Source organism: Paenibacillus sp. FSL R10-2734, from assembly GCF_037963865.1.
Taxonomy (GTDB): domain Bacteria; phylum Bacillota; class Bacilli; order Paenibacillales; family Paenibacillaceae; genus Paenibacillus_AQ.
The window spans coordinates 486,659-509,198 of the sequence record NZ_CP150170.1 but is presented as its reverse complement, the minus strand read 5'-3'; the positions used below and the strand labels follow the sequence as shown (position 1 = coordinate 509,198).

Sequence of the window (22,540 nt, the reverse complement as noted above, 5' to 3'; positions counted from 1 at the left end):
TCCATGAATATACATTCCACCTCTGAACAGTCAGAGGCTTATATTGCTTTAGGGGCTAATTTGGGCGACCGTGAGGGCACGCTGTCAGAGGCTTTGAACAGACTGGATAACCATGATGAAATAACGGTAGTTCGCTGCTCCAAAGTTTACGAGACAGAGCCAGTAGGTTATTTGGATCAGCCGCAGTTTCTCAATATGGCAGCAGCTTTGCGCACGACACTTGCGCCAGAGACCTTGCTGGAAGTAATGCTGGGGATCGAAACGCAACTAGGTCGTATCCGGGATATCCGCTATGGTCCGAGAACGGTAGATCTGGATTTATTGTGGGTAGAGGGACAAACACTAGATACGCCGCATTTAACGTTACCGCATCCACGTATGCTAGAGCGTGCATTTGTAATGCTTCCGCTCAGTGATATCGTTCCACAGGATGAACAGTCTTCCGGGCTCCGTAAGTTGATTACAGCAGCGCTTCAAGACATAGACGGGAAGGAAGGAATTCGGTTGTGGACAACAAACGTATGGGGCGGAGGGTCAGGGCATTCCGCAAGCTAAAAGGCTATACTCAACAGGAACTTGCGGATCTGACTGGAATTTCCTTGGCTGTGCTTGGCGCAGTTGAGAGGGGAAACAGACGTTTGGAAGATCAAATTTTAGATAAAATTGCGAATGTCCTAGGGGTTGCAACTGAAGAATTGGTAAACCCTAACACATAATTTTTAAGCAATACAAATAGGAATAATGGAAGTGATACGAATGCTGAAGATTGGCGACATCGAGATGAAGAATCAGGTTGTCCTGGCTCCTATGGCTGGCGTGTGCAATCCAGCCTTTCGTTTAATCGCTAAAGAGTTTGGTACAGGTTTAGTCTGTGCGGAAATGGTGAGCGACAAGGCTATTATTCACGGAAATACGCGTACTCGCGAAATGTTGTTCGTGGATGAACGGGAAAAACCGCTTAGTTTGCAGATTTTTGGTGGAGATAGAGAGTCACTGGTGCAAGCTGCTAAAGTGGTTGATAAAGAGACCAACGCTGATATTATCGATATCAATATGGGATGCCCAGTGCCGAAGGTAACGAAATGTGATGCGGGAGCCCGCTGGCTTTTGAACCCAGACAAAATCTATGAAATGGTATCTGCAGTTGTCGATGTTGTCGATAAGCCCGTAACCGTGAAGATGCGTATTGGCTGGGATAGTGAGCATATTTTTGTCGAAGATAATGCGCGGGCAGTAGAACGTGCGGGTGGTAAGGCTGTTAGTGTACACGGAAGAACACGGGAGCAACTCTACACGGGGCGTGCAGACTGGAATTATATCAAGATGGCAAAAGAAGCGGTATCCATTCCAGTTATCGGCAACGGCGATGTCAATACACCTGAAGATGCTCGGGCTATGCTTGATCAGACCGGCTGTGATGGCGTGATGATCGGACGTGGTGCATTGGGTAACCCATGGATGCTGTATCGTACGATTCAGTATTTAAGCACGGGGGAACTGATGCCTGAGCCAGGGTTAGAAGAGAAAATTAAGGTTGCCATTCTTCATATGGATCGACTGGTTGCTCTTAAGGGAGAAGCCGTAGCCGTTCGTGATATGCGTAAGCACATGGCCTGGTACTTAAAAGGTTTGAAGGCTGCCGCTAGAGTGAAGGACGTTCTCATGGCAGAGACGAAACGTGATGGAATGGTGAAGATTTTGAATGATTTTGTTGTTCAACTAATGCATGATGAAGAGAATAAGGGTATGGGAATGTCTTCTTCTGTAGTATAAACGTTATTTTCCTAACGCTTTTTGAACACATCCCACTTTATATGTAGTGTCATTGACATTTAGTAGCGGTTCCAATATAATTTCACAGTATAAAATCGCCGTTACAGTAAGAGCAATGCAGCAGGGAGGGTTCTTATCCTCCTAGATTAGCATATAGTATGGTGTTTTCAATAATTGTATACGACAGGAGAATCGGTTGAGATGAGCGATAAAGAAGTCATTCTTACGCCGGACGGGCTAAAGCGTCTGGAAGATGAGCTGGAGACCCTCAAATCTGTGAAACGCCGCGAGGTTGCTGAACGGATTAAGGTAGCGATTGGCTACGGAGATATCAGTGAGAACTCGGAGTATGAAGACGCGAAGAATGAGCAGGCTTTTATCGAAGGACGCGTTATCACCTTGGAGAAGATGCTTCGCAACGCGCGCATCATTAATAGCGACGAGATCGTTACTGATGTGGTAAGTATCGGTGTTACTGTAAGTGTTGAGGATTTGGAGTATGGCGACACTATGGAGTATACGATCGTAGGCACAGCGGAGTCCGATCCACTGAATAATAAGATTTCCAACGAAAGTCCAGTAGGCAAAGCCATCATCGGGAAGAAAATAGGCACGATCGTTGACGTTAATACACCTGCAGGCGTTATTCAATATAAAATTCTCGATATCAGAATGAAGTAGTGTACAGACCTCATGGTCTGTAAATAGATGTGCTGCCAAATGTATAAGCTGTTTCGTTGTATGTAGGCAGATAAGGGAACATTGTTTGGGAAAGCTTCCTTAGGGAAGCTTTTTTTCAAAATATAAGGGATTTATATCTGCAAGGGGATGAATAGCATGACCGAGGAAATGAATAATGTGGACAATGCAGAGAACGAACTTAGTGAGCTTTTGCAGATCCGCCGTGCCAAATTGGACGAGCTAAGAGGACTTGGCATCGATCCTTTCGGTAAAAAGTATGAGCGCACAGCTAACGCTGGCGATCTAGTATCGAAGTATGATGGACTTTCTAAAGAGGAATTGGACGAGCTATCCGTTGAAGTGAGCATAGCAGGTCGCATTATGGCAAAACGCGTAATGGGTAAAGCCAGTTTTGCGCATATCCAAGACCTCAGTGGAAGAATTCAGCTTTATGTTCGTCAAGACAGCATTCCTGAAACGCAATACACCGCGTTCAATGTTCTTGATTTAGGAGATATCATTGGCGTTCGCGGAACAGTATTCAAAACCAAAACAGGCGAGACCTCCATCAAAGTGCATAATCTCGAAGTCTTGTCCAAGTCTTTGTTGCCACTTCCTGAGAAATATCATGGTCTTAAAGATGTAGAGCTGCGTTACCGCCAGCGCTACGTTGATTTGATTATTAATCCGGAAGTTCAACAGACCTTTATTGCTCGTTCAAGAATCATTCAATCGATGCGTCGTTATTTGGATTCACTTGGCTATCTTGAAGTTGAAACACCTACACTTCATGCGATTGCCGGTGGAGCTGCTGCGCGTCCGTTTATCACCTACCACAACACGCTTGAAATGCAGCTGTATATGCGGATTGCTATTGAGCTTCATTTGAAACGTCTGATTGTTGGTGGATTGGAAAAAGTATACGAAATCGGTCGTGTCTATCGTAACGAAGGAATTTCGACTCGTCACAACCCTGAGTTTACTATGATTGAGCTGTATGAAGCTTATGCTGATTACAAGGACATCATGAATCTTACGGAGAATATGATCGCTCATATTGCCCAAGAGGTATTAGGAACTCAACAGGTCGACTATCAAGGCAAGCCGGTAGATCTGTCACCAGGATGGCGCCGTGTAACTATGGTTGATGCCGTTAAAGAAGTAACAGGTGTTGATTTCAGTGTTCATATGACAGATGAGGAAGCACAGGCTTTGGCTAAAGAGCACCGTGTACCTGTAGAGAAGCACATGTCTTTCGGTCATATCCTTAATGCTTTCTTTGAGCAATTTGTTGAGGAAACTCTGATTCAGCCTACCTTTGTAATGGGACACCCGGTTGAAATCTCACCACTTGCTAAGAAAAATGATGAGGATCCACGCTTCACCGATCGTTTTGAATTGTTTATTGTGGGTCGTGAGCATGCGAATGCATTTAGTGAATTGAATGATCCGATCGACCAGCGCCAACGCTTTGAAGCGCAAATCCAGGAGAAAGAGCAAGGGAATGACGAAGCTCATGAGATGGACGATGACTTCATCCGTGCTTTGGAATATGGTATGCCTCCTACAGGTGGGCTGGGAATCGGTGTAGACCGTTTGATCATGTTGCTTACCAATTCTGCATCTATTCGTGATGTACTACTGTTTCCGCATATGCGTAACCGTACAAACGAATAGTATCTATACAACAATGAGCACAGGGGAGCTGTCTAGCGGCGGTTCTCCTTGGCTACTGTTGATCAGAAGCTAAAGGCTCTAGTGTGGTTTTGAGGATATATAGCTTAATACTAATTTGTTTGAAAAAAAGTGTTGCAATGAATCTCTATACATGATATATTCTAAGTCCGGCCAAGAAATACACATGCCGAGCTCGAAAAAGAAGTTGAAAAAAGAGCTTGACATTAAATAGCCGAACATGATATAGTATAAGAGTTGCTGCTGAGACATTAAACGGCGCCAACGAGAACTTGATCTTTGAAAACTGAACAACGAGTGAGTAGGAAATCACGAAAGTGAAATCCAAAATTAGAGAATTAATTTTCTCGTCAGATGTTTCAAAATGAGCATATCGCTCTTTTCAATACTAATTGGAGAGTTTGATCCTGGCTCAGGACGAACGCTGGCGGCGTGCCTAATACATGCAAGTCGAGCGGAGTTACTTTGAAAGCTTGCTTTCAAAGTAACTTAGCGGCGGACGGGTGAGTAACACGTAGGCAACCTGCCCTTCAGACTGGGATAACTACCGGAAACGGTAGCTAATACCGGATAATTTCTTTTTTCTCCTGAAGAAAGAATGAAAGACGGAGCAATCTGTCACTGAGGGATGGGCCTGCGGCGCATTAGCTAGGTGGGGGGTAACGGCCCACCAAGGCGACGATGCGTAGCCGACCTGAGAGGGTGAACGGCCACACTGGGACTGAGACACGGCCCAGACTCCTACGGGAGGCAGCAGTAGGGAATCTTCCGCAATGGACGAAAGTCTGACGGAGCAACGCCGCGTGAGTGATGAAGGTTTTCGGATCGTAAAGCTCTGTTGCCAGGGAAGAACGTCCGGTAGAGTAACTGCTATCGGAGTGACGGTACCTGAGAAGAAAGCCCCGGCTAACTACGTGCCAGCAGCCGCGGTAATACGTAGGGGGCAAGCGTTGTCCGGAATTATTGGGCGTAAAGCGCGCGCGCGGTCATTTAAGTCTGGTGTTTAAACCTTGGGCTCAACCTAAGGTCGCACTGGAAACTGGGTGACTTGAGTACAGAAGAGGAAAGTGGAATTCCACGTGTAGCGGTGAAATGCGTAGATATGTGGAGGAACACCAGTGGCGAAGGCGACTTTCTGGGCTGTAACTGACGCTGAGGCGCGAAAGCGTGGGGAGCAAACAGGATTAGATACCCTGGTAGTCCACGCCGTAAACGATGAGTGCTAGGTGTTAGGGGTTTCGATACCCTTGGTGCCGAAGTTAACACAGTAAGCACTCCGCCTGGGGAGTACGGTCGCAAGACTGAAACTCAAAGGAATTGACGGGGACCCGCACAAGCAGTGGATATGTGGTTTAATTCGAAGCAACGCGAAGAACCTTACCAGGTCTTGACATCCCTCTGAATCCACTAGAGATAGTGGCGGCCTTCGGGACAGAGGAGACAGGTGGTGCATGGTTGTCGTCAGCTCGTGTCGTGAGATGTTGGGTTAAGTCCCGCAACGAGCGCAACCCTTAACTTTAGTTGCCAGCAAGTAATGTTGGGCACTCTAGAGTGACTGCCGGTGACAAACCGGAGGAAGGTGGGGATGACGTCAAATCATCATGCCCCTTATGACCTGGGCTACACACGTACTACAATGGCCGGTACAACGGGAAGCGAAACCGCGAGGTGAAGCCAATCCCATCAAAGCCGGTCTCAGTTCGGATTGCAGGCTGCAACTCGCCTGCATGAAGTCGGAATTGCTAGTAATCGCGGATCAGCATGCCGCGGTGAATACGTTCCCGGGTCTTGTACACACCGCCCGTCACACCACGAGAGTTTACAACACCCGAAGTCGGTGGGGTAACCCGCAAGGGAGCCAGCCGCCGAAGGTGGGGTAGATGATTGGGGTGAAGTCGTAACAAGGTAGCCGTATCGGAAGGTGCGGCTGGATCACCTCCTTTCTATGGAGAATCGTCTTCTGCAATGAAGACATTCAAATCGGAAGCTAAACTTCCAAAACTCAGGTTTAGGCCTGTTACTCACTCGTTGCTCAGTTTTGAGAGTTTAAGCTCTCATCTTTAAACTTGATCCTTGAAAACTGGATACCGAAACGAATTTGCGTTTTAGAACATCTTTTAGCTAAAACTTGTGTAAACAAGTACGTTAGTTATTAGCTGGAAGCGAAGATTTTCGATTGTGCGAACAAACGAAACATTGGAGCGAAGGTTAAGCTAATAAGAGCACACGGAGGATGCCTAGGCGCCAGGAGCCGACGAAGGACGTGGCGAACAACGAAACTGCCTCGGGGAGCTGTAAGCAAGCTTTGATCCGGGGGTGTCCGAATGGGGAAACCAGCTGTGGTAATTCGCAGTTACTCATCTCTGAACACATAGGAGATGTAGAGGCAGACCAGGGGAACTGAAACATCTAAGTACCCTGAGGAAGAGAAAACAATAGTGATTCCGTCAGTAGCGGCGAGCGAACGCGGAACAGCCTAAACCTAAGAGCTTGCTCTTAGGGGTTGTGGGACGTCTCACATGGAGTTACAAAGGAATATGGTAGGCGAAGAGGTCTGGAAAGGCCCGCGATAGAGGTAAAAGCCCTGTAACCTAAACTGTGTTCTCTCCGAGACGGATCCCGAGTAGTGCGGGGCACGTGAAACCCCGTATGAATCCAGCAGGACCATCTGCTAAGGCTAAATACTACCTGGCGACCGATAGTGAAACAGTACCGTGAGGGAAAGGTGAAAAGCACCCCGGAAGGGGAGTGAAATAGAACCTGAAACCGTGTGCTTACAAAAAGTCAGAGCCCTATCTATGGGTGATGGCGTGCCTTTTGTAGAATGAACCGGCGAGTTACGTTTAACATGCAAGGTTAAGTCGAGAAGACGGAGCCGCAGCGAAAGCGAGTCTGAATAGGGCGATTTAGTATGTGGACGTAGACCCGAAACCGTGTGATCTACCCCTGTCCAGGGTGAAGGTGCGGTAACACGCACTGGAGGCCCGAACCCACGTACGTTGAAAAGTGCGGGGATGAGGTGGGGGTAGCGGAGAAATTCCAATCGAACTCGGAGATAGCTGGTTCTCCCCGAAATAGCTTTAGGGCTAGCCTCGGTATAAGAGTAGTGGAGGTAGAGCACTGATTGGTTGCGGGGTCCGCAAGGATTACCAAGATCAGTCAAACTCCGAATGCCATATACTTATTGCCGGGAGTCAGACAGTGAGTGCTAAGATCCATTGTCAAAAGGGAAACAGCCCAGACCATCAGCTAAGGTCCCCAAGTGTGTGTTAAGTGGGAAAGGATGTGGAGTTGCACAGACAACCAGGATGTTGGCTTAGAAGCAGCCACCATTGAAAGAGTGCGTAATAGCTCACTGGTCGAGTGACTCTGCGCCGAAAATGTAACGGGGCTAAACACACCACCGAAGCTATGGCTAGATACGTATGTATCTGGGGTAGGGGAGCGTTGTATGTGGGTTGAAGGTGTACCGTAAGGAGCGCTGGACAGCATACAAGTGAGAATGCCGGTATGAGTAACGAAAAGATCAGTGAGAATCTGATCCGCCGAAAGCCCAAGGTTTCCTGAGGAAGGCTCGTCCGCTCAGGGTAAGTCGGGACCTAAGGCGAGGCCGAAAGGCGTAGTCGAAGGACAACAGTTTGAAATTACTGTACCACCGTAATCCGCTATGAGCGATGGGGTGACGCAGGAGGGTGACGCGGACTGATGGATATGTCCGTCTAAGCAGTGAGGCTGATGTGTAGGCAAATCCGCACATCGATAAGGCTGGGCTGTGATGGGGAGCGAAAATTGTAGTAGCGAAGGTCATGATCTCACACTGCCAAGAAAAGCCTCTAGCCAGGAGAAGGTGCCCGTACCGCAAACCGACACAGGTAGGCGAGAAGAGAATTCTAAGGCGCGGAAGAACTCTCGTTAAGGAACTCGGCAAAATGACCCCGTAACTTCGGGAGAAGGGGTGCCCCGGTAGTGTGAATAGCACGAGGGGGCCGCAGTGAAAAGGCCCAAGCGACTGTTTAGCAAAAACACAGGTCTGTGCGAAGCCGCAAGGCGAAGTATACGGGCTGACGCCTGCCCGGTGCTGGAAGGTTAAGGGGAGTGGTTAGGGGTAACCCGAAGCTATGAACCGAAGCCCCAGTAAACGGCGGCCGTAACTATAACGGTCCTAAGGTAGCGAAATTCCTTGTCAGGTAAATTCTGACCCGCACGAATGGCGTAACGACTTGGGCGCTGTCTCAACGAGAGATCCGGTGAAATTTTAATACCTGTGAAGATGCAGGTTACCCGCGACAAGACGGAAAGACCCCATGGAGCTTTACTGCAGCTTGATATTGAATTTGGGTACGATCTGTACAGGATAGGTGGGAGCCGTAGAAATCGGAGCGCAAGCTTCGGTGGAGGCGCCGTTGGGATACCACCCTGATCGTATCTAGGTTCTAACCTAGTACCGTAATCCGGTACGGGGACCGTGTCAGGCGGGCAGTTTGACTGGGGCGGTCGCCTCCTAAAGAGTAACGGAGGCGTTCCAAGGTTCCCTCAGAATGGTTGGAAATCATTCGAAGAGTGCAAAGGCATAAGGGAGCTTGACTGCGAGACCTACAAGTCGAGCAGGGACGAAAGTCGGACTTAGTGATCCGGTGGTACCGCATGGAAGGGCCATCGCTCAACGGATAAAAGCTACCCTGGGGATAACAGGCTTATCTCCCCCAGTCCACATCGACGGGGAGGTTTGGCACCTCGATGTCGGCTCATCGCATCCTGGGGCTGAAGTAGGTCCCAAGGGTTGGGCTGTTCGCCCATTAAAGCGGTACGCGAGCTGGGTTCAGAACGTCGTGAGACAGTTCGGTCCCTATCTGTCGTGGGCGCAGGAAATTTGAGAGGAGCTGTCCTTAGTACGAGAGGACCGGGATGGACGTACCGCTGGTGCACCAGTTGTTTCGCCAGAAGCATGGCTGGGTAGCTACGTACGGACGGGATAAGCGCTGAAAGCATCTAAGCGTGAAGCCCCCTCAAGATGAGATTTCCCAATTAGTAAGACCCCTTGAAGACGACGAGGTAGATAGGTTGGAGGTGGAAGTGCAGTAATGCATGGAGCTGACCAATACTAATCGGTCGAGGGCTTATCCAATATTTAAAACGCAGATTTGTTTCGGATTCAGTTTTCAGGCGATTAAGCCTGTAACACGCTTAGAAATTCATTGTCACTTCTGGTGATGAATGAAATTTCACGCGGCAGCGTCTGTTTCACAGACGCATGTTTGGTGGCGATAGCGGAGGGGTTCCACGCGTACCCATCCCGAACACGACCGTTAAGCCCTCCAGCGCCGATGGTACTTGGACCGAAGGGTCCTGGGAGAGTAGGACGTTGCCAAGCACGCAAGACCACTGTTGAGTCATCGACAGTGGTCTTTTTGTTGTATCATTTAAGAATTCATTAGAGTTTATTTTGAGATACTACATTAGAGATAAGCGTAAGTATGGGTGATGACTAAAGTGAAATGTATAATTTCATTCCTTAATGTCCACTGTGTATGGACAATAGTCCAATAATTCGCTTACTCGAGGGTCGTTTTTTGAATACCTACTCTGATGATGTAATGTTCTTGACAGTCCAAATGCCCTTTGCTAAGATGGCAATAATATATTTTTGGATAAGCATCTCAAACCCAAATTGAAGATATGAACTTGTTCTACTTCCAGGTGTACAGAGTTGTCTGTCGTGAATGGACTTAAAGTTGAAGGTTCTTCTTTTATAAAGTTTGTAGGCGGGTATAATTTAAAACAACCGAGGAGGAATGACCCAGGTGTGGAAGGATAAGTTTGGTAAAGAAGGTCTAACTTTTGATGATGTGCTGCTGGTTCCGCGTAAATCTGAGGTACTGCCGAAGGAAGTAGATTTGACTACAGTTCTAAGTAAGAATGTGAAGTTGAACATCCCGCTTATGAGTGCAGGTATGGACACAGTCACAGAAGCGGCTATGGCCATTGCTATTGCTCGTGAGGGTGGTATCGGGATTATTCACAAGAATATGCCTGTAGAGCAGCAAGCGGAAGAAGTGGATCGTGTGAAGCGTTCCGAGAGCGGAGTTATTACTAATCCCTTCTCTCTTTCAGCAGAACATTTAGTATCTGATGCTGAACTACTAATGGGTAAATACCGCATTTCCGGAGTACCGATTGTAGATAGTGACAACAAACTGGTCGGTATTCTAACTAATAGAGATTTACGCTTTATTCATGACTTTAATATTCCAATTAAAGAAGTTATGACACATGAGAATCTCGTGACTGCTGCTGTAGGTACGACACTACAAGAAGCAGAGGGGATCTTGCAACGTCATAAGATTGAGAAATTGCCGCTGGTGGACGAGAATAACATTCTTAAGGGCCTGATTACCATTAAGGATATCGAGAAGGCTATTCAGTTCCCTAACGGAGCGAAAGATGCACAGGGCCGTTTGCTGGTTGGAGCAGCTGTTGGTATCTCAAAAGATACATTCGAGCGTACTGCAGCATTAGTGAAATCAGGTGTTGATTTGATCGTTGTCGATTCTGCACATGGTCACCATATTAATATTATTGAAGCCGTTCGCCAAATTCGTGAGTTGTATCCTGATCTTACGATTGTTGCTGGTAACGTGGCTACAGGTGAAGCAACACGTGAGCTAATTGAAGCAGGAGCTTCTGTAGTTAAGGTAGGTATTGGACCAGGTTCTATCTGTACAACACGCGTTATCGCTGGTATCGGTGTACCACAGGTTACAGCCATTTATGATTGTGCGACAGTTGCTCGTGAGTATGGAGTTCCTATTATTGCTGATGGTGGAATCAAGTACTCTGGGGAAATTACTAAGGCTATTGCCGCTGGTGCCCATGCAGTAATGATGGGAAGTATGTTTGCGGGTACTGAAGAAAGCCCAGGAGAATCTGAGCTTTATCAAGGCCGTAAATTTAAAGTATATCGTGGTATGGGCAGTATGAGTGCCATGAAACAAGGTAGTAAGGATCGTTATTTCCAGGATGACGATAAGAAGCTTGTTCCTGAAGGAATTGAGGGTCGTATCGCTTTTAAAGGACCTCTTTCGGATACCGTTCATCAATTGATCGGCGGATTGCGCTCCGGTATGGGCTATTGCGGTACGAAGTCTTTGGAAGAACTTCGAAATGATACTTCTTTCATTCGCATCACAAGTGCTGGACTTCGCGAAAGCCATCCACATGATGTGCAAATCACGAAAGAAGCGCCAAACTATTCCGTGTAATGGACTGGAAAGACTATTTTTTGGACAGACAGGACTATTTCGTCCTGTCTGTCTTTTTTTGCGTGTACCCCTGTGTTAGAATAGAACAAGCTATTGATATGAGGTTTAAAGGAGAGTAGTAATCATTGAAGCACAAGCAGAAATTTAACGGTAAGCAATTTATGATTAAGACAGTCACAGTAGGTCTACTTTTAAATATGTTAGTTTCCACTCCACTACCGGCATTCGCTGAGGAAGGTACGACTACGACAATAAAAGCTGGTACTGCAACTCAGACAACTCAGAAAGCAGTAAAGATCCCTTCTGTGGAATCACTGGGTCTAAATTTGAAGTCAGCGGTTCTGATAGAACCAACAACAGGTGAGATTCTTCTATCTATGAATGCAGATGAGGCTTTGCCTCCAGCAAGTATGACTAAGATGATGACAGAGTATCTTGTAGCAGAAGCAGTAAAGAACGGGCAACTTTCATGGGATCAAAAAGTCATAGTAGGGGAAAATGCGTCTAAACAGGTTGGATCACGTATTTTTCTAGCGCAAGGTGACGAGCATACGGTTGAAGAGCTGTATATAGCAATGGCTGTCGGATCTGCAAATGATGCTACAGTAGCTTTGGCAGAACTAGTTTCGGGATCAGAATTGGAATTCGTAGAGCTAATGAATCAGACTGCCCAGAAGATGGGGATGAAAACTGCCTATTTCGTTAATTCTACTGGATTAGACAAAGCTGACATGCCCAAGAAATACCGTTCAACTGATGATAAAGAAAATGTAATGTCAGCGATGGATGCTGCTATCCTTGCTAAACATATCGTTACTGATCATCCTGATTTTAATAGATTTACAACGGTTCAGTCTTACAAGTTCCGTGAACGCGATACCGCACCAATGATTAATTTTAACTGGATGTTGGAAGCTAACAAGAGTATCCAGAATTTTAAGGCTTATGCTTATGAGGGATTGGATGGTTTGAAAACAGGCCATACCGCTAGAGCTAAATATTGTTTTGCAGGGACAGCTGAACGTGATGGTATGCGTCTGATAAGTGTAGTAATGGGGGCTGATACAGAGCCACACCGTTTTACAGAGACGAAGAAAGTACTTGATTTTGGATTTAACAATTTTGAAATCAAACAGGTCGTAGCCCCTAAAGCAGTGATAGCCGGCAACGAAACTGTACCAGTCCTCAAAGGGAAAAATAAAGAGGTGCCTGTAGTTACGGATGAAGCAGTATCTTTTATGGTCCCTAAGGGAACAACGTCCCCTCAAATTAAAACAACCGTTGAAATAAATGATCCAGCAACCTTAGTTGCTCCTATAGCACCATCTGCTAAAGTCGGTAAGGTGACTTATTCCTACCAAGTTGAAGGCATGTCTGATGTTCAGCAGAAGACGGTAAATCTGATTACTGCTGAAGAAGCGGAGAAGGCTGGTTGGTTTAAGTTATTTCTTAGAGCCATTGGAGATTTCTTCGGCGATTTGTTTACTGGGATCAAAAACTTGTTCTAATGAATTTAACGTCGAAAAATGCGTTGAATCCGAGTAAGTGGATTGTATATTCCCCTACATTGGGGTAAAATTACAAGTTAGATTAAGATAGATCATTCGGGGGGCTAGGACATGGAAACAGGAACATCGCGAGTTAAAAGAGGCATGGCAGAAATGCAAAAAGGCGGCGTCATTATGGACGTCATGAATGCAGAACAAGCAAAAATTGCTGAGGCTGCGGGTGCAGTAGCTGTTATGGCTTTGGAACGCGTACCTTCTGACATTCGCGCAGCTGGCGGTGTAGCACGGATGGCCGATCCTACAATTGTAGAAGAGGTTATTAAAGTGGTTAGTATCCCTGTTATGGCTAAGGCTCGTATCGGCCATTACGTAGAAGCAAAGGTCCTGGAATCCTTAGGTGTTGACTATTTGGATGAGAGTGAAGTTCTTACTCCTGCTGATGAAGTATTCCATATTAATAAACGTGAGTTCACTGTTCCATTCGTATGTGGAGCAAAAGACCTGGGAGAAGCCTTGAGACGTATTAACGAAGGTGCATCCATGATCCGTACAAAAGGTGAACCAGGAACAGGCAACATTGTTGAAGCAGTGCGTCATATGCGCTTTATCAACAGCCAAATCCGTAAAGTAACCAACTTGTCCAAGGATGAGCTATACAACGAAGCTAAGAACCTGGGAGTTCCTTACGAGCTTCTGCTTGAAGTACATGAGCTTGGTAAGCTGCCGGTTGTTAACTTTGCTGCTGGCGGTGTAGCAACTCCTGCTGATGCTGCCCTGATGATGCATCTAGGTGCGGATGGTGTATTCGTAGGCTCGGGTATTTTCAAATCGGACAACCCTGAGAAATTTGCGCGTGCGATTGTTGAAGCCACTACACACTATACTGATTACAAACTGATTGCAGAAGTATCCAAGAACCTTGGTGCACCAATGAAGGGGATTGATATTGCAACTCTAACCCCGGCTGAACGTATGTCGGAGCGTGGCCGTTAATAGAGAGAAGGTTACCCGGATGAAAATAGGAGTGCTGGCGCTTCAAGGCGCTGTTACGGAGCATATTGTTAGTATAGAGAAGACCGGAGCAGAGGGCGTGCCTATCAAGCGAGTAGAGCAACTTGAGGAGGTTGCTGGCCTAATTATCCCCGGCGGTGAAAGTACAACGATCGGTAAGCTGATGCGGAAATACGGCTTCATTGAAGCCATACGTGATTTCTCCAATCAGGGAAAGCCGATTTTTGGAACATGCGCGGGGATGATTGTTCTAGCTAAACGAATTGCCGGTGGGGAACCAGGGCATTTGGAGCTGATGGATATTACGGTGGCCCGGAATGCGTTCGGTCGTCAACGGGAAAGCTTTGAATGTGATCTGGAGGTTAAGGGCATTGATGAGCCGGTCCGAGCTGTTTTTATACGTGCACCGCTTATCAACGAGGTAGGTCCGGGAGTAGATGTGCTTACAGTCTATAATGATGAGATTGTAACTGCACGCGAAGGTAACCTGCTGGTGTCTTCTTTTCATCCAGAACTGACCGATGATTTCAGACTGCACCAATATTTCGTCGATATGGTAGACGCTACTATGCAAGTGCAACAACAGAATCGCATATAAGAACATCCTGACTCTTTCAAAGCTGTAAGCAGCAATTTGAAAGAGTTTAGGCTGTTTTCAGGAGGGAAACTTTGTGTTAGATGTAAAAGTACTACGTAGTGATTACGCTCGAGTGGAACAAGCCTTAGAGAAACGAGGTAAATCACTGGATTTGATTGCCGATTTTCCGAAGCTTGATCTGCGCAGACGTGAATTACTGCAAGAAACTGAAGGCCTTAAGAACCGTCGCAATACGGTATCGGGTGAAGTAGCTAAGAAGAAGAAAAATGGTGAGCCAGCCGATGACTTAATTGCAGAAATGCGTACGGTATCCGACCGAATTAAAGAGCTTGATGATGAAGTGCGTGAACTGGAAGCTCAGATTGCTGAACTTACTATGAGTATTCCGAATATTCCTCATGATTCAGTTCCAGTAGGAAAGTCCGAGGATGATAATGTTGAATTGCGCCGCTGGTCGGAGCCCAAACAATTTGGATTTACTCCAAAATCACACTGGGAGCTTGCGCAGCAGCTCGATATCATTGATTTTGAAGCCGCAGCTAAGGTTACGGGATCTCGGTTTGTTTTCTATAAAGGATTGGGAGCACGTCTAGAGCGGGCGCTAATTAACTTTATGATGGATCTTCACAGCGGTGAGCATAACTATGAAGAAATGCTGCCACCTTACATTGTGAACAAAGACAGCTTATATGGAACAGGACAACTTCCTAAGTTTGAAGAAGATCTGTTTAAGCTACGTGATACCGAATACTATTTGATTCCTACAGCGGAAGTGCCAGTAACGAACTACTATCGCGAAGAGATTTTGACAGCAGCAGACCTACCCAAGTACCATGTAGCATACAGCTCTTGTTTCCGTTCTGAGGCGGGCTCAGCGGGCCGTGATACTCGAGGTTTGATTCGTCAGCATCAGTTCAACAAGGTAGAGCTGGTGAAGCTTACTACACCTGAATCCTCTTATGAGGAATTAGAAAAAATGACAGCAGATGCTGAACGTGTGCTGCAGCTTTTGGGATTGCCTTATCGTGTACTTGGGCTATGTACAGCTGATATGGGCTTTACATCGGCTAAGACGTACGATTTGGAAGTATGGTTACCTGAGAGTGGAATGTACCGCGAAATCTCTTCTTGCTCAAATACGGAGGATTTCCAAGCGCGTCGGGCAAATATTCGTTTCCGTAAAGATCCAAAATCCAAGCCTGAATTTGTTCATACGCTGAATGGGTCTGCTTTGGCTGTTGGACGTACTGTTGCAGCAATTCTTGAGAATTATCAGCAAGAGGATGGTAGTGTCCTGATTCCGGAATGTCTACAACCGTATATGCGCAATGTAAAATCGATCCAACCTAAAAATATTTAAGAAAATAGTTGCTTTTTCTTCGTATTGTATGGTACTATTACTAATGCATGTGAAATTTATATGCATTTGGAGAGGTACCGAAGCGGTCATAACGGGGCGGTCTTGAAAACCGTTAGGGTGCAAGCCCACATGGGTTCGAATCCCATCCTCTCCGCCATTCTTTTATGAACTTAAAGAAATTATGAGATAGAAACCGTTCCCTCTGGGGACGGTTTTTTTGTTGTTCCTGAACTAGTGCATTTAGTTATTGTTTGATGGACCTAAGTCCAGTGAGAATAAAAAGATTGATTTCTCCGCAATGTATTAGAGAAGGAGGATGATCATAATTATGGACAGACAATTGGAAGTTGATCAGCATAATCTTGTCTCAGCCTGGCAAGAGCGCCTGCCTGCGTTAATGGAGGATGGGGACAGTTTCAATGTACTAGCGGATGAAGGCGATCCAAATAGTCTGCTTATACACTTTAATGCTGCGGGACGTCAAGGGTACTCACTTGATTTTCGTTGCAAGTACGTAGATAGCAGGGAGGTTGCTGTTGATCTGCTTGATGTGGAGCAGAGTGGAATTCATATCGATGAGCATAGTGATGCAGTGCAGCAATTAGCACAGCAATATACACGGCAAATTCATGAATGTGCTCAGGCTCTACAAAACATGACTAATCCTTAGGAGGAATGAACAATGTCAAAGCCAAAGAGTATTCCAGTTCCTGGGGCGCAGCCCACGGATGGCGAGCGTAGAAAGGAGCATAATTCATCTGCACCAGAGCCACTTTCCGGCTCTAAAAAGGTGAAACAAGCTAATCATGTAAGCCATCATAATCCGCAAGGATAACAAATAAAAACAATAAGAATTTTAAAGAAGTGTTTCTTGATTTTTACAAATCGTTTATCATATAGGGGGGAGATTTTTTTTACATGGGAGAGGAGAAAAATAATGAACAAAAAATGGGGTTTATCGGCAGCAGCATTGTTGCTAACAGCAGCAGTAATTCTGCCAGGATGCGCAAGTAAACAGGAGGCGCCAAAAGAGGCCTTAAAATCAGCCGCTACAAAAGTGACAACGATGTCTTCATATGAGATGAAGAGTAAGTTTACGATCAATGATCTAACCATCGGGACCGCTGGCACTGAATCTGATGCAATGACCACACAGGTGCTCAGCATGCTTAAGAACGCTGATATCACCATTGACGGGGTTTATCAGGCTGATCCAATGCAGACAGAGCTAACTATGGTTCTGAATCTCAAGGGCGATATGAGCATGAGCTTTAATGTCCCTATGGTGATGACTAGTGAGAAGTTGTATGTTAAGATTCCATCGATTCCGTTCTTACCACTTCCGGAGACAATCGTTAATAAGTTTGTAGAGATTGATCTGAAGGCGTTGGCAGAGCAAGAGGGTGCTGACTTTAATCCTAGCGCTCTTGATACACAGAAAATGCAAAAATTCTCTAATGAAGTGATGGACACTGTACTTGCTGAATATGATGAAGGAAAGTATTTTAAAGAAGTTAGTCCAAAGGACGCTAATTTACCAGAGGGTGTGGAAGCTAAACAGGTCGTTCAGTTCCAAGTGACGAACGATAATGTTAAAGAGGCAATTACCATCTTTGTGAATAATGCCTTACCTAAAATCATTGATATTGTGAGCAAGGAAGAATACAAGGATATGCTGCAGATTAATGATGCTGATCTGGCTAAGGCTAAAGAAGAGATCACATCGAGTGAAACTAGAACTGAATTCGATAAGAGCTTGGCCGATCTTGACAAGTATCTTACGATTAACCAGTTCCACTACAATACTGCGATCAATAAAGACGGATTCCCTGTGTATCAGGATTTATTGATGGACATTAAGGTAAACGATCCGGAAGAGGGGACAGACGTATCCTTCTCTGTAAACGGAACGGGTCAATATGGCAAGATTAACGAGAAGCCAGAGTTCAAGATCGGCATTCCTCAAGGTGATGACGTAATTACAATGGATCAACTAGAGGAGCAATTCGGCAGCTTGGGAACTTATTAATAAGCAGTTACGAGAGAAAGACCCGCATGTTGCGTATGATATACGCGCATGCGGGTCTTTTTATTAGAAGAATAAGATCTTTAATCCTGAACGAGTCTGTAGAACGTTATTTATGTTCATCCGGTAGTGTATCTTCTGCCAGTATGGCGTAGGTTTGATGATCCTGCCACTGTCCGTTTATTTTGAGATACTGGCGGGCGATCCCTTCAGGTCTAAATCCGCTCTTCTCCAGCACCCTCCGGGAGGCCTCATTATGCAATAATATGGCTGCTTGAACCCTATGAAGACCTAAGGCTCGAAAAGCGTAGCCGAGAATTAGTCCGACCGCAGCGGTCATGTAACCTTTTGCCTGCATCCGATGATCCATTAAGTACCCTAAATCAGCATACTGAGCTACACCTCTTGAAACATTAGATAGCGTGACTTGCCCTATTAGTTGTCCATCAAGCAGATAGATGCCGAACATATAGGCTCTGTCCTCTTGGGCATCCTCCAGACGCTGATTGATAATCCGTTGCTGACTCTCCAGAGTATAGAATTGCTCATCGCGTTTAGGTTCAAACGGTTCATGTGTTAACCGATTATTCAAACGCAGCTCCAGTAAATTCTCTGCGTCCTTTAGCTCTAGTGGAGAAATATAGATACCTTGTGAGGTATGATATAAAGTAAGGGTCATTTCAGGTTTCTCCTTGTTCTTCTTTCAATGGTTTTTGACGTAAACGACGAAAGAATGAGGTCAGTAGGTCTGCACATTCTTCTTGTAAAATTCCCTGAATCACTTCGGTCCGATGATTAAATCGCGGCTCTTCAAGCAAATTCATAAGGGTCCCAGCACATCCAGCCTTAGGATCAGGAGTCCCATACACAGTGAGGGGTACTCTTGATTGCACAATCGCTCCTGCACACATCGGACAAGGCTCTAAAGTAACATACAGTTGGCAATCCAGCAGTCGCCATGAGTTCATGGCCTTGCTTGCTTCACGAATGGCTACCATTTCAGCATGAGCCGTAGAATCCATTGTTGTTTCTCTTAAATTGTATCCACGTCCGATAATTTCACCATGCCGTACGACGATCGCCCCAATAGGAACCTCTCCTAATGCTTCAGCTTTGCGGGCTTCAGCTATCGCCTGCCTCATCCAATGTTCATGAACCGCTCCCATATCATCTGGCGATTCATCTGCTTTAATATTCAAGATCATCTTTCCTCCTATATATCCATTGTACAACGAACAAATATTCGTTCTTAACAAAATGTGAATAACTCTGTGGATAACCGCCTACTTATGCACATTTTTGTACACATCGTTTTATAATAAAATGTTTATATGTGCATAAGCTGTGGATTATTTCTTGAAATATAAGAAAGTATAAGTTTCACACTATACTTTTTCCTTATATTTCGCGCTTAAACGCTTACCGTTCTTATAAGGACGCCGAAGGCATTTATACTTGTATATTGTAGAGAAAGACCTCTTGAATTTCAATATTCCTTGAATTGAAATGCTTCATTGAAATGTCTTTTCAAATGTGAAGGCAAAAGGTATGATGATTAATGTAGGCCCCGCAAGGATTTACCAGTGGATAAGAGGTGAACAAACAGTTTGTCCATAAAGACAAAACTATCTGCTATTATTTTTGGGGCGGTGTTGCTAATTTTAGCACTGAACCTGACATTTAACCTTTATGCCGCCCAAAACAATCTACGGAATGAAAGCATTAATAATATGCAGCTAACCGCTATGCAAATGGCCGTATCTGTAGAACAAAGTAACTATAGCTCTAACTATGTAGAATATCAAATTGCGCATAATTTAAGGATGGCGGCTATCTTTGCCTCCGAGGAACTGGATCCAGATTATAAGAATGTGACGAATGAAGAACTTAAGGCCCTAACTTCCAAGGTGGGCGTGTCTAATATTTCAATTCTGGTAAAGACTGATAACGATATCGTAGTAGCAAGGTCTTCGGTGCCTAGTAATATTGGGAGGTCCACAAAGGACTGGGGATACTGGTATCTAGCCTTTTTGGAGCTGTTCGATAATCAGGAGGTATCCGTGGGTTATGGACAGGCCCTGGATCATTTTTGGTCGGGCCCATTTGAATATTCAACCTACAATCCCGATTTCATTGAGAAGTGGGGCTATTATCGTGATGAAGAAAGCAACTACATCATCAATCCTGTTATTCTCAATACTGAGGCCAGCGATTACGTCAAAATCACTAATGCCGACCAAATCGCAGCGCGAACCAAAGAAGCTAATCCAGGAATTATAGAACTCACAGGATTTAACCCAGTAACATTTGGTTCAGCAAGTATGAAGGCTGACGGAAGCGACCCAATGAATAAGAATCTTGGTAACCGCCCCATTAAGTATGGCACCTATACTCATGGTAATGTGGAGCAGGATAGAGCGGCGATTCTATTGGCTACAGAGAAGCAGAAGCCAGTTACACTGGAGACTAGAGTCAATGGAAAAAGAGTGCTTAAAAGCTACATTCCTATCCATTCTCCCGGATTGAAGGCTTATGTGATTGGTGTCGTTTTGGATTACTCTGTGATTTCATCGGTGCTTCATGAACAACTAATCAATAATCTGACAACGTCACTATTATTGCTTACATTATTCTTGTTATGTAGTTACATACTGTCTGGATTTGTTACTCGTCCTATTCAGGCGATACTTGCCAAAGTGAACGATGTAGCAAAAGGTAAATTCGAGCCTCCGTTAAAAGTAACTAGCCGGGATGAGTTAGGGCAATTGGCCCTGCGAATCAACGCTATGACTGCTCACCTCATGCAGCGTACCAATCGGCTCAAACAGACACTGGAAGAGAACCGCGCAGTTAAGGAGCATCTGGAATCCGTGATTAACGGAACCTCTGATGCGATTCATACGATGGATATGGACGGCCGAATCACTAGCACGAACAGAGCCTTCGAACAACTGTATGGATGGAGTGCTACAGAGGTGCTAGGCAATATGCCATACCTTGTGCCTGGGCCAGCGCTTAAGCAGGAGGAAGAGCGGCTTGATGCGTTAAGGAGTGGTGCCGTTCTACCGCCGATTGAAACCGTAAGACTTAAACGTGACGGAACAATAGTTGAGGTTAGTGTTAGTACCTCAGTGATTCGTGATGAAGAGGGTTATCCTCATTCCTTTATTCACGTTTCACGTGATATGACGGAACGTAACCGAATGGAAGAACTGCTCAGACGCTCTGAGAAACTGACTACAGTAGGTCAATTGGCCGCGGGAGTAGCCCATGAGATTCGTAATCCACTTACGACGTTAAAAGGATTTCTGCAGCTTCAACAAGAGAAGCAGCTTTTGGTCCCACTCCATATTGAGCTGATGTTATCCGAGCTTGAACGGATTAATCTGATCGTAAGTGAATTTTTAATTTTGGCCAAGCCTCAAGCCGTGCATTTTCAGGAAAAGGATGTACGCGACATACTTGGCGATGTGATTTCTCTATTAGACAGTCAAGCTCATTTGTTTGGGATTCAATTTAGTGCCACGTTCTCTGAACAGCCATCTACCGTACATTGTGAAGTGAACCAGCTAAAGCAGGTGTTTATTAACATCGTCAAAAATGCAATTGAAGCTATGCCTGATGGTGGTGTGATTTCAATGGAGCTAAGAAATACCTTGGATTCTGTCTTCATTCTTATTTCAGATCAAGGTGAAGGAATTCCTGAGGATATGTTGCCTAAGCTGGGTGAACCCTTCTTCACCAATAAAGAGTCGGGAACAGGTCTTGGGCTAATGATTAGCCAACGTATTATTCAGGCACATAAGGGACATTTAGATATACAAAGTGAAGTGGGTCAAGGGACAACCGTTATGATCAAGCTGCCCGCAGCCGGAGTGGTTACTCCTTGGCATAATATTAAGGATGAACGGAGTGAAGGACAACGTGAGAATTAATAAATTCATCAGTGAGACAGGCTACTGTTCACGCCGCGAAGCAGACAAGCTGGTGGAAGGTGGTAGAGTTACGATCAATGGAGAACCTGCTGTGCTTGGCAGTCAGGCCGTTCCAGGCGATGATGTGCGAATAGATGGTGTAGCGCTTGAGACATCAAGCCAGACGGTTTACATTGCGTTAAACAAGCCAGTAGGGATAACATCAACCACAGAACAGCATATCAAAGGCAATATTGTTGATTTCGTAAATCATCATGAGCGTATATTCCCGATTGGGCGGCTGGATAAGGATTCGGAAGGATTGATTCTGCTTACCAATGATGGGGACATCGTTAACAAGATTTTACGGGCCGAAGGTCGGCATGAAAAAGAGTATGTAGTTACTGTGGACAGACCGATTACGCCATCATTTATTACCGGCATGTCCAGCGGTGTGAAGATATTAGGGGAGAAGACGCTGCCTTGTGAGGTCACTCGTATTACAGAGCGTGTATTCCGTATTATCTTGACTGAGGGTAAGAATCGTCAGATTCGTCGTATGTGTAGCGCTTTTGGCTACGAAGTTAGAAAGCTGCAACGTATTCGGATTATGAATATTCGCCTAGGGACATTACAAACTGGGGAATGGCGTGAGTTATCTGCTGAAGAGAAGCAAGAACTTGGAGCTACACTGAACTACGAGCTTCTATAGTCT

17 protein-coding genes, 1 tRNA gene and 3 rRNA genes are annotated in these 22,540 nt (G+C 45.5%); 19 read left to right on the top strand and 2 right to left on the bottom strand.

The window, feature by feature from the left end; translation table 11 throughout:
• The first annotated feature begins 3 nt into the window (after nucleotides 1–3).
• The 17 genes from folK (at nucleotide 4) to NSS67_RS02275 (ending at nucleotide 17,914) form a co-directional block, all read left to right on the top strand.
• The gene (gene folK / locus NSS67_RS02355; protein ID WP_339318139.1) at nucleotides 4–555 is read left to right on the top strand and encodes a 2-amino-4-hydroxy-6-hydroxymethyldihydropteridine diphosphokinase; all 552 of its coding nucleotides are present in this window, start codon (nucleotides 4–6) and stop codon (nucleotides 553–555) included.
• Nucleotides 522–716, top strand: a complete 195-nt coding sequence (locus tag NSS67_RS02350) for a helix-turn-helix transcriptional regulator (RefSeq protein ID WP_339318138.1) — start codon at nucleotides 522–524, stop codon at nucleotides 714–716. Before folK ends, NSS67_RS02350 begins: the two co-directional genes overlap by 34 nt.
• Nucleotides 717–756: 40 nt before the next feature.
• Nucleotides 757–1,773: a tRNA dihydrouridine synthase DusB gene (dusB, locus tag NSS67_RS02345; RefSeq protein ID WP_339320485.1), complete on the top strand. Its 1,017-nt coding sequence runs from the start codon at nucleotides 757–759 to the stop codon at nucleotides 1,771–1,773.
• Nucleotides 1,774–1,974: 201 nt separating this feature from the next.
• Nucleotides 1,975–2,454 carry a transcription elongation factor GreA gene (gene greA, locus NSS67_RS02340; RefSeq protein ID WP_042123182.1) on the top strand — a complete coding sequence of 160 codons (480 nt, stop codon included), beginning with the start codon at nucleotides 1,975–1,977 and terminating at the stop codon, nucleotides 2,452–2,454.
• A gap of 156 nt (nucleotides 2,455–2,610) precedes the next feature.
• Nucleotides 2,611–4,131 carry a lysine--tRNA ligase gene (gene lysS / locus NSS67_RS02335; protein WP_339318137.1) on the top strand — a complete coding sequence of 507 codons (1,521 nt, stop codon included), beginning with the start codon at nucleotides 2,611–2,613 and terminating at the stop codon, nucleotides 4,129–4,131.
• Between the two features lie 407 nt (nucleotides 4,132–4,538).
• Nucleotides 4,539–6,092, top strand: a 16S ribosomal RNA gene (locus tag NSS67_RS02330).
• Nucleotides 6,093–6,355: 263 nt separating this feature from the next.
• A 23S ribosomal RNA gene (locus NSS67_RS02325) occupies nucleotides 6,356–9,274 on the top strand.
• 129 nt (nucleotides 9,275–9,403) lie between these two features.
• A 5S ribosomal RNA gene (gene rrf / locus NSS67_RS02320) occupies nucleotides 9,404–9,520 on the top strand.
• Together the 16S, 23S and 5S rRNA genes form the textbook arrangement of a ribosomal RNA operon.
• Nucleotides 9,521–9,950: 430 nt before the next feature.
• A complete protein-coding gene (gene guaB / locus NSS67_RS02315) occupies nucleotides 9,951–11,408 on the top strand; it encodes an IMP dehydrogenase (RefSeq protein WP_339318136.1) in 1,458 nt (485 codons plus the stop codon).
• A 161-nt stretch (nucleotides 11,409–11,569) separates the two neighbouring features.
• Nucleotides 11,570–12,916, top strand: coding sequence for a D-alanyl-D-alanine carboxypeptidase family protein (locus NSS67_RS02310; protein ID WP_339320484.1), 1,347 nt, complete (start codon nucleotides 11,570–11,572; stop codon nucleotides 12,914–12,916).
• A gap of 111 nt (nucleotides 12,917–13,027) precedes the next feature.
• Entirely contained in the window at nucleotides 13,028–13,909 is an 882-nt protein-coding gene (pdxS, locus tag NSS67_RS02305) for a pyridoxal 5'-phosphate synthase lyase subunit PdxS (protein ID WP_042123186.1), read from the top strand.
• A 19-nt stretch (nucleotides 13,910–13,928) separates the two neighbouring features.
• Nucleotides 13,929–14,525 (top strand): pyridoxal 5'-phosphate synthase glutaminase subunit PdxT, encoded by a 597-nt coding sequence (gene pdxT / locus NSS67_RS02300; RefSeq protein ID WP_339318135.1) that lies wholly within the window; start codon nucleotides 13,929–13,931, stop codon nucleotides 14,523–14,525.
• A gap of 73 nt (nucleotides 14,526–14,598) precedes the next feature.
• Nucleotides 14,599–15,885 carry a serine--tRNA ligase gene (gene serS / locus NSS67_RS02295; protein ID WP_339318134.1) on the top strand — a complete coding sequence of 429 codons (1,287 nt, stop codon included), beginning with the start codon at nucleotides 14,599–14,601 and terminating at the stop codon, nucleotides 15,883–15,885.
• Nucleotides 15,886–15,953: 68 nt separating this feature from the next.
• A tRNA-Ser gene (locus tag NSS67_RS02290) sits at nucleotides 15,954–16,042 on the top strand.
• 171 nt (nucleotides 16,043–16,213) lie between these two features.
• A complete protein-coding gene (locus tag NSS67_RS02285; RefSeq protein ID WP_339318133.1) occupies nucleotides 16,214–16,555 on the top strand; it encodes a hypothetical protein in 342 nt (113 codons plus the stop codon).
• A 12-nt stretch (nucleotides 16,556–16,567) separates the two neighbouring features.
• A complete protein-coding gene (locus tag NSS67_RS02280) occupies nucleotides 16,568–16,720 on the top strand; it encodes a small acid-soluble spore protein P (RefSeq protein ID WP_339318132.1) in 153 nt (50 codons plus the stop codon).
• A 102-nt stretch (nucleotides 16,721–16,822) separates the two neighbouring features.
• Nucleotides 16,823–17,914 carry a hypothetical protein gene (locus NSS67_RS02275; RefSeq protein ID WP_339318131.1) on the top strand — a complete coding sequence of 364 codons (1,092 nt, stop codon included), beginning with the start codon at nucleotides 16,823–16,825 and terminating at the stop codon, nucleotides 17,912–17,914.
• 106 nt (nucleotides 17,915–18,020) lie between these two features.
• Here NSS67_RS02275 and NSS67_RS02270 read toward each other — a convergent pair whose 3' ends face one another.
• Together NSS67_RS02270 and tadA are read right to left on the bottom strand one after the other, a co-directional pair.
• A complete protein-coding gene (locus NSS67_RS02270) occupies nucleotides 18,021–18,590 on the bottom strand; it encodes a GNAT family protein (protein ID WP_339318130.1) in 570 nt (189 codons plus the stop codon).
• A gap of 1 nt (nucleotide 18,591) precedes the next feature.
• The gene (tadA, locus tag NSS67_RS02265; protein ID WP_339320483.1) at nucleotides 18,592–19,077 is read right to left on the bottom strand and encodes a tRNA adenosine(34) deaminase TadA; all 486 of its coding nucleotides are present in this window, start codon (nucleotides 19,075–19,077) and stop codon (nucleotides 18,592–18,594) included.
• 441 nt (nucleotides 19,078–19,518) lie between these two features.
• Here tadA and NSS67_RS02260 point away from each other — a divergent pair, with 441 nt between their 5' ends.
• Entirely contained in the window at nucleotides 19,519–21,846 is a 2,328-nt protein-coding gene (locus NSS67_RS02260; protein ID WP_339318129.1) for an ATP-binding protein, read from the top strand.
• Nucleotides 21,836–22,537, top strand: coding sequence for a 23S rRNA pseudouridine(2604) synthase RluF (rluF, locus tag NSS67_RS02255; protein ID WP_339318128.1), 702 nt, complete (start codon nucleotides 21,836–21,838; stop codon nucleotides 22,535–22,537). Before NSS67_RS02260 ends, rluF begins: the two co-directional genes overlap by 11 nt.
• Nucleotides 22,538–22,540: the final 3 nt, after the last annotated feature.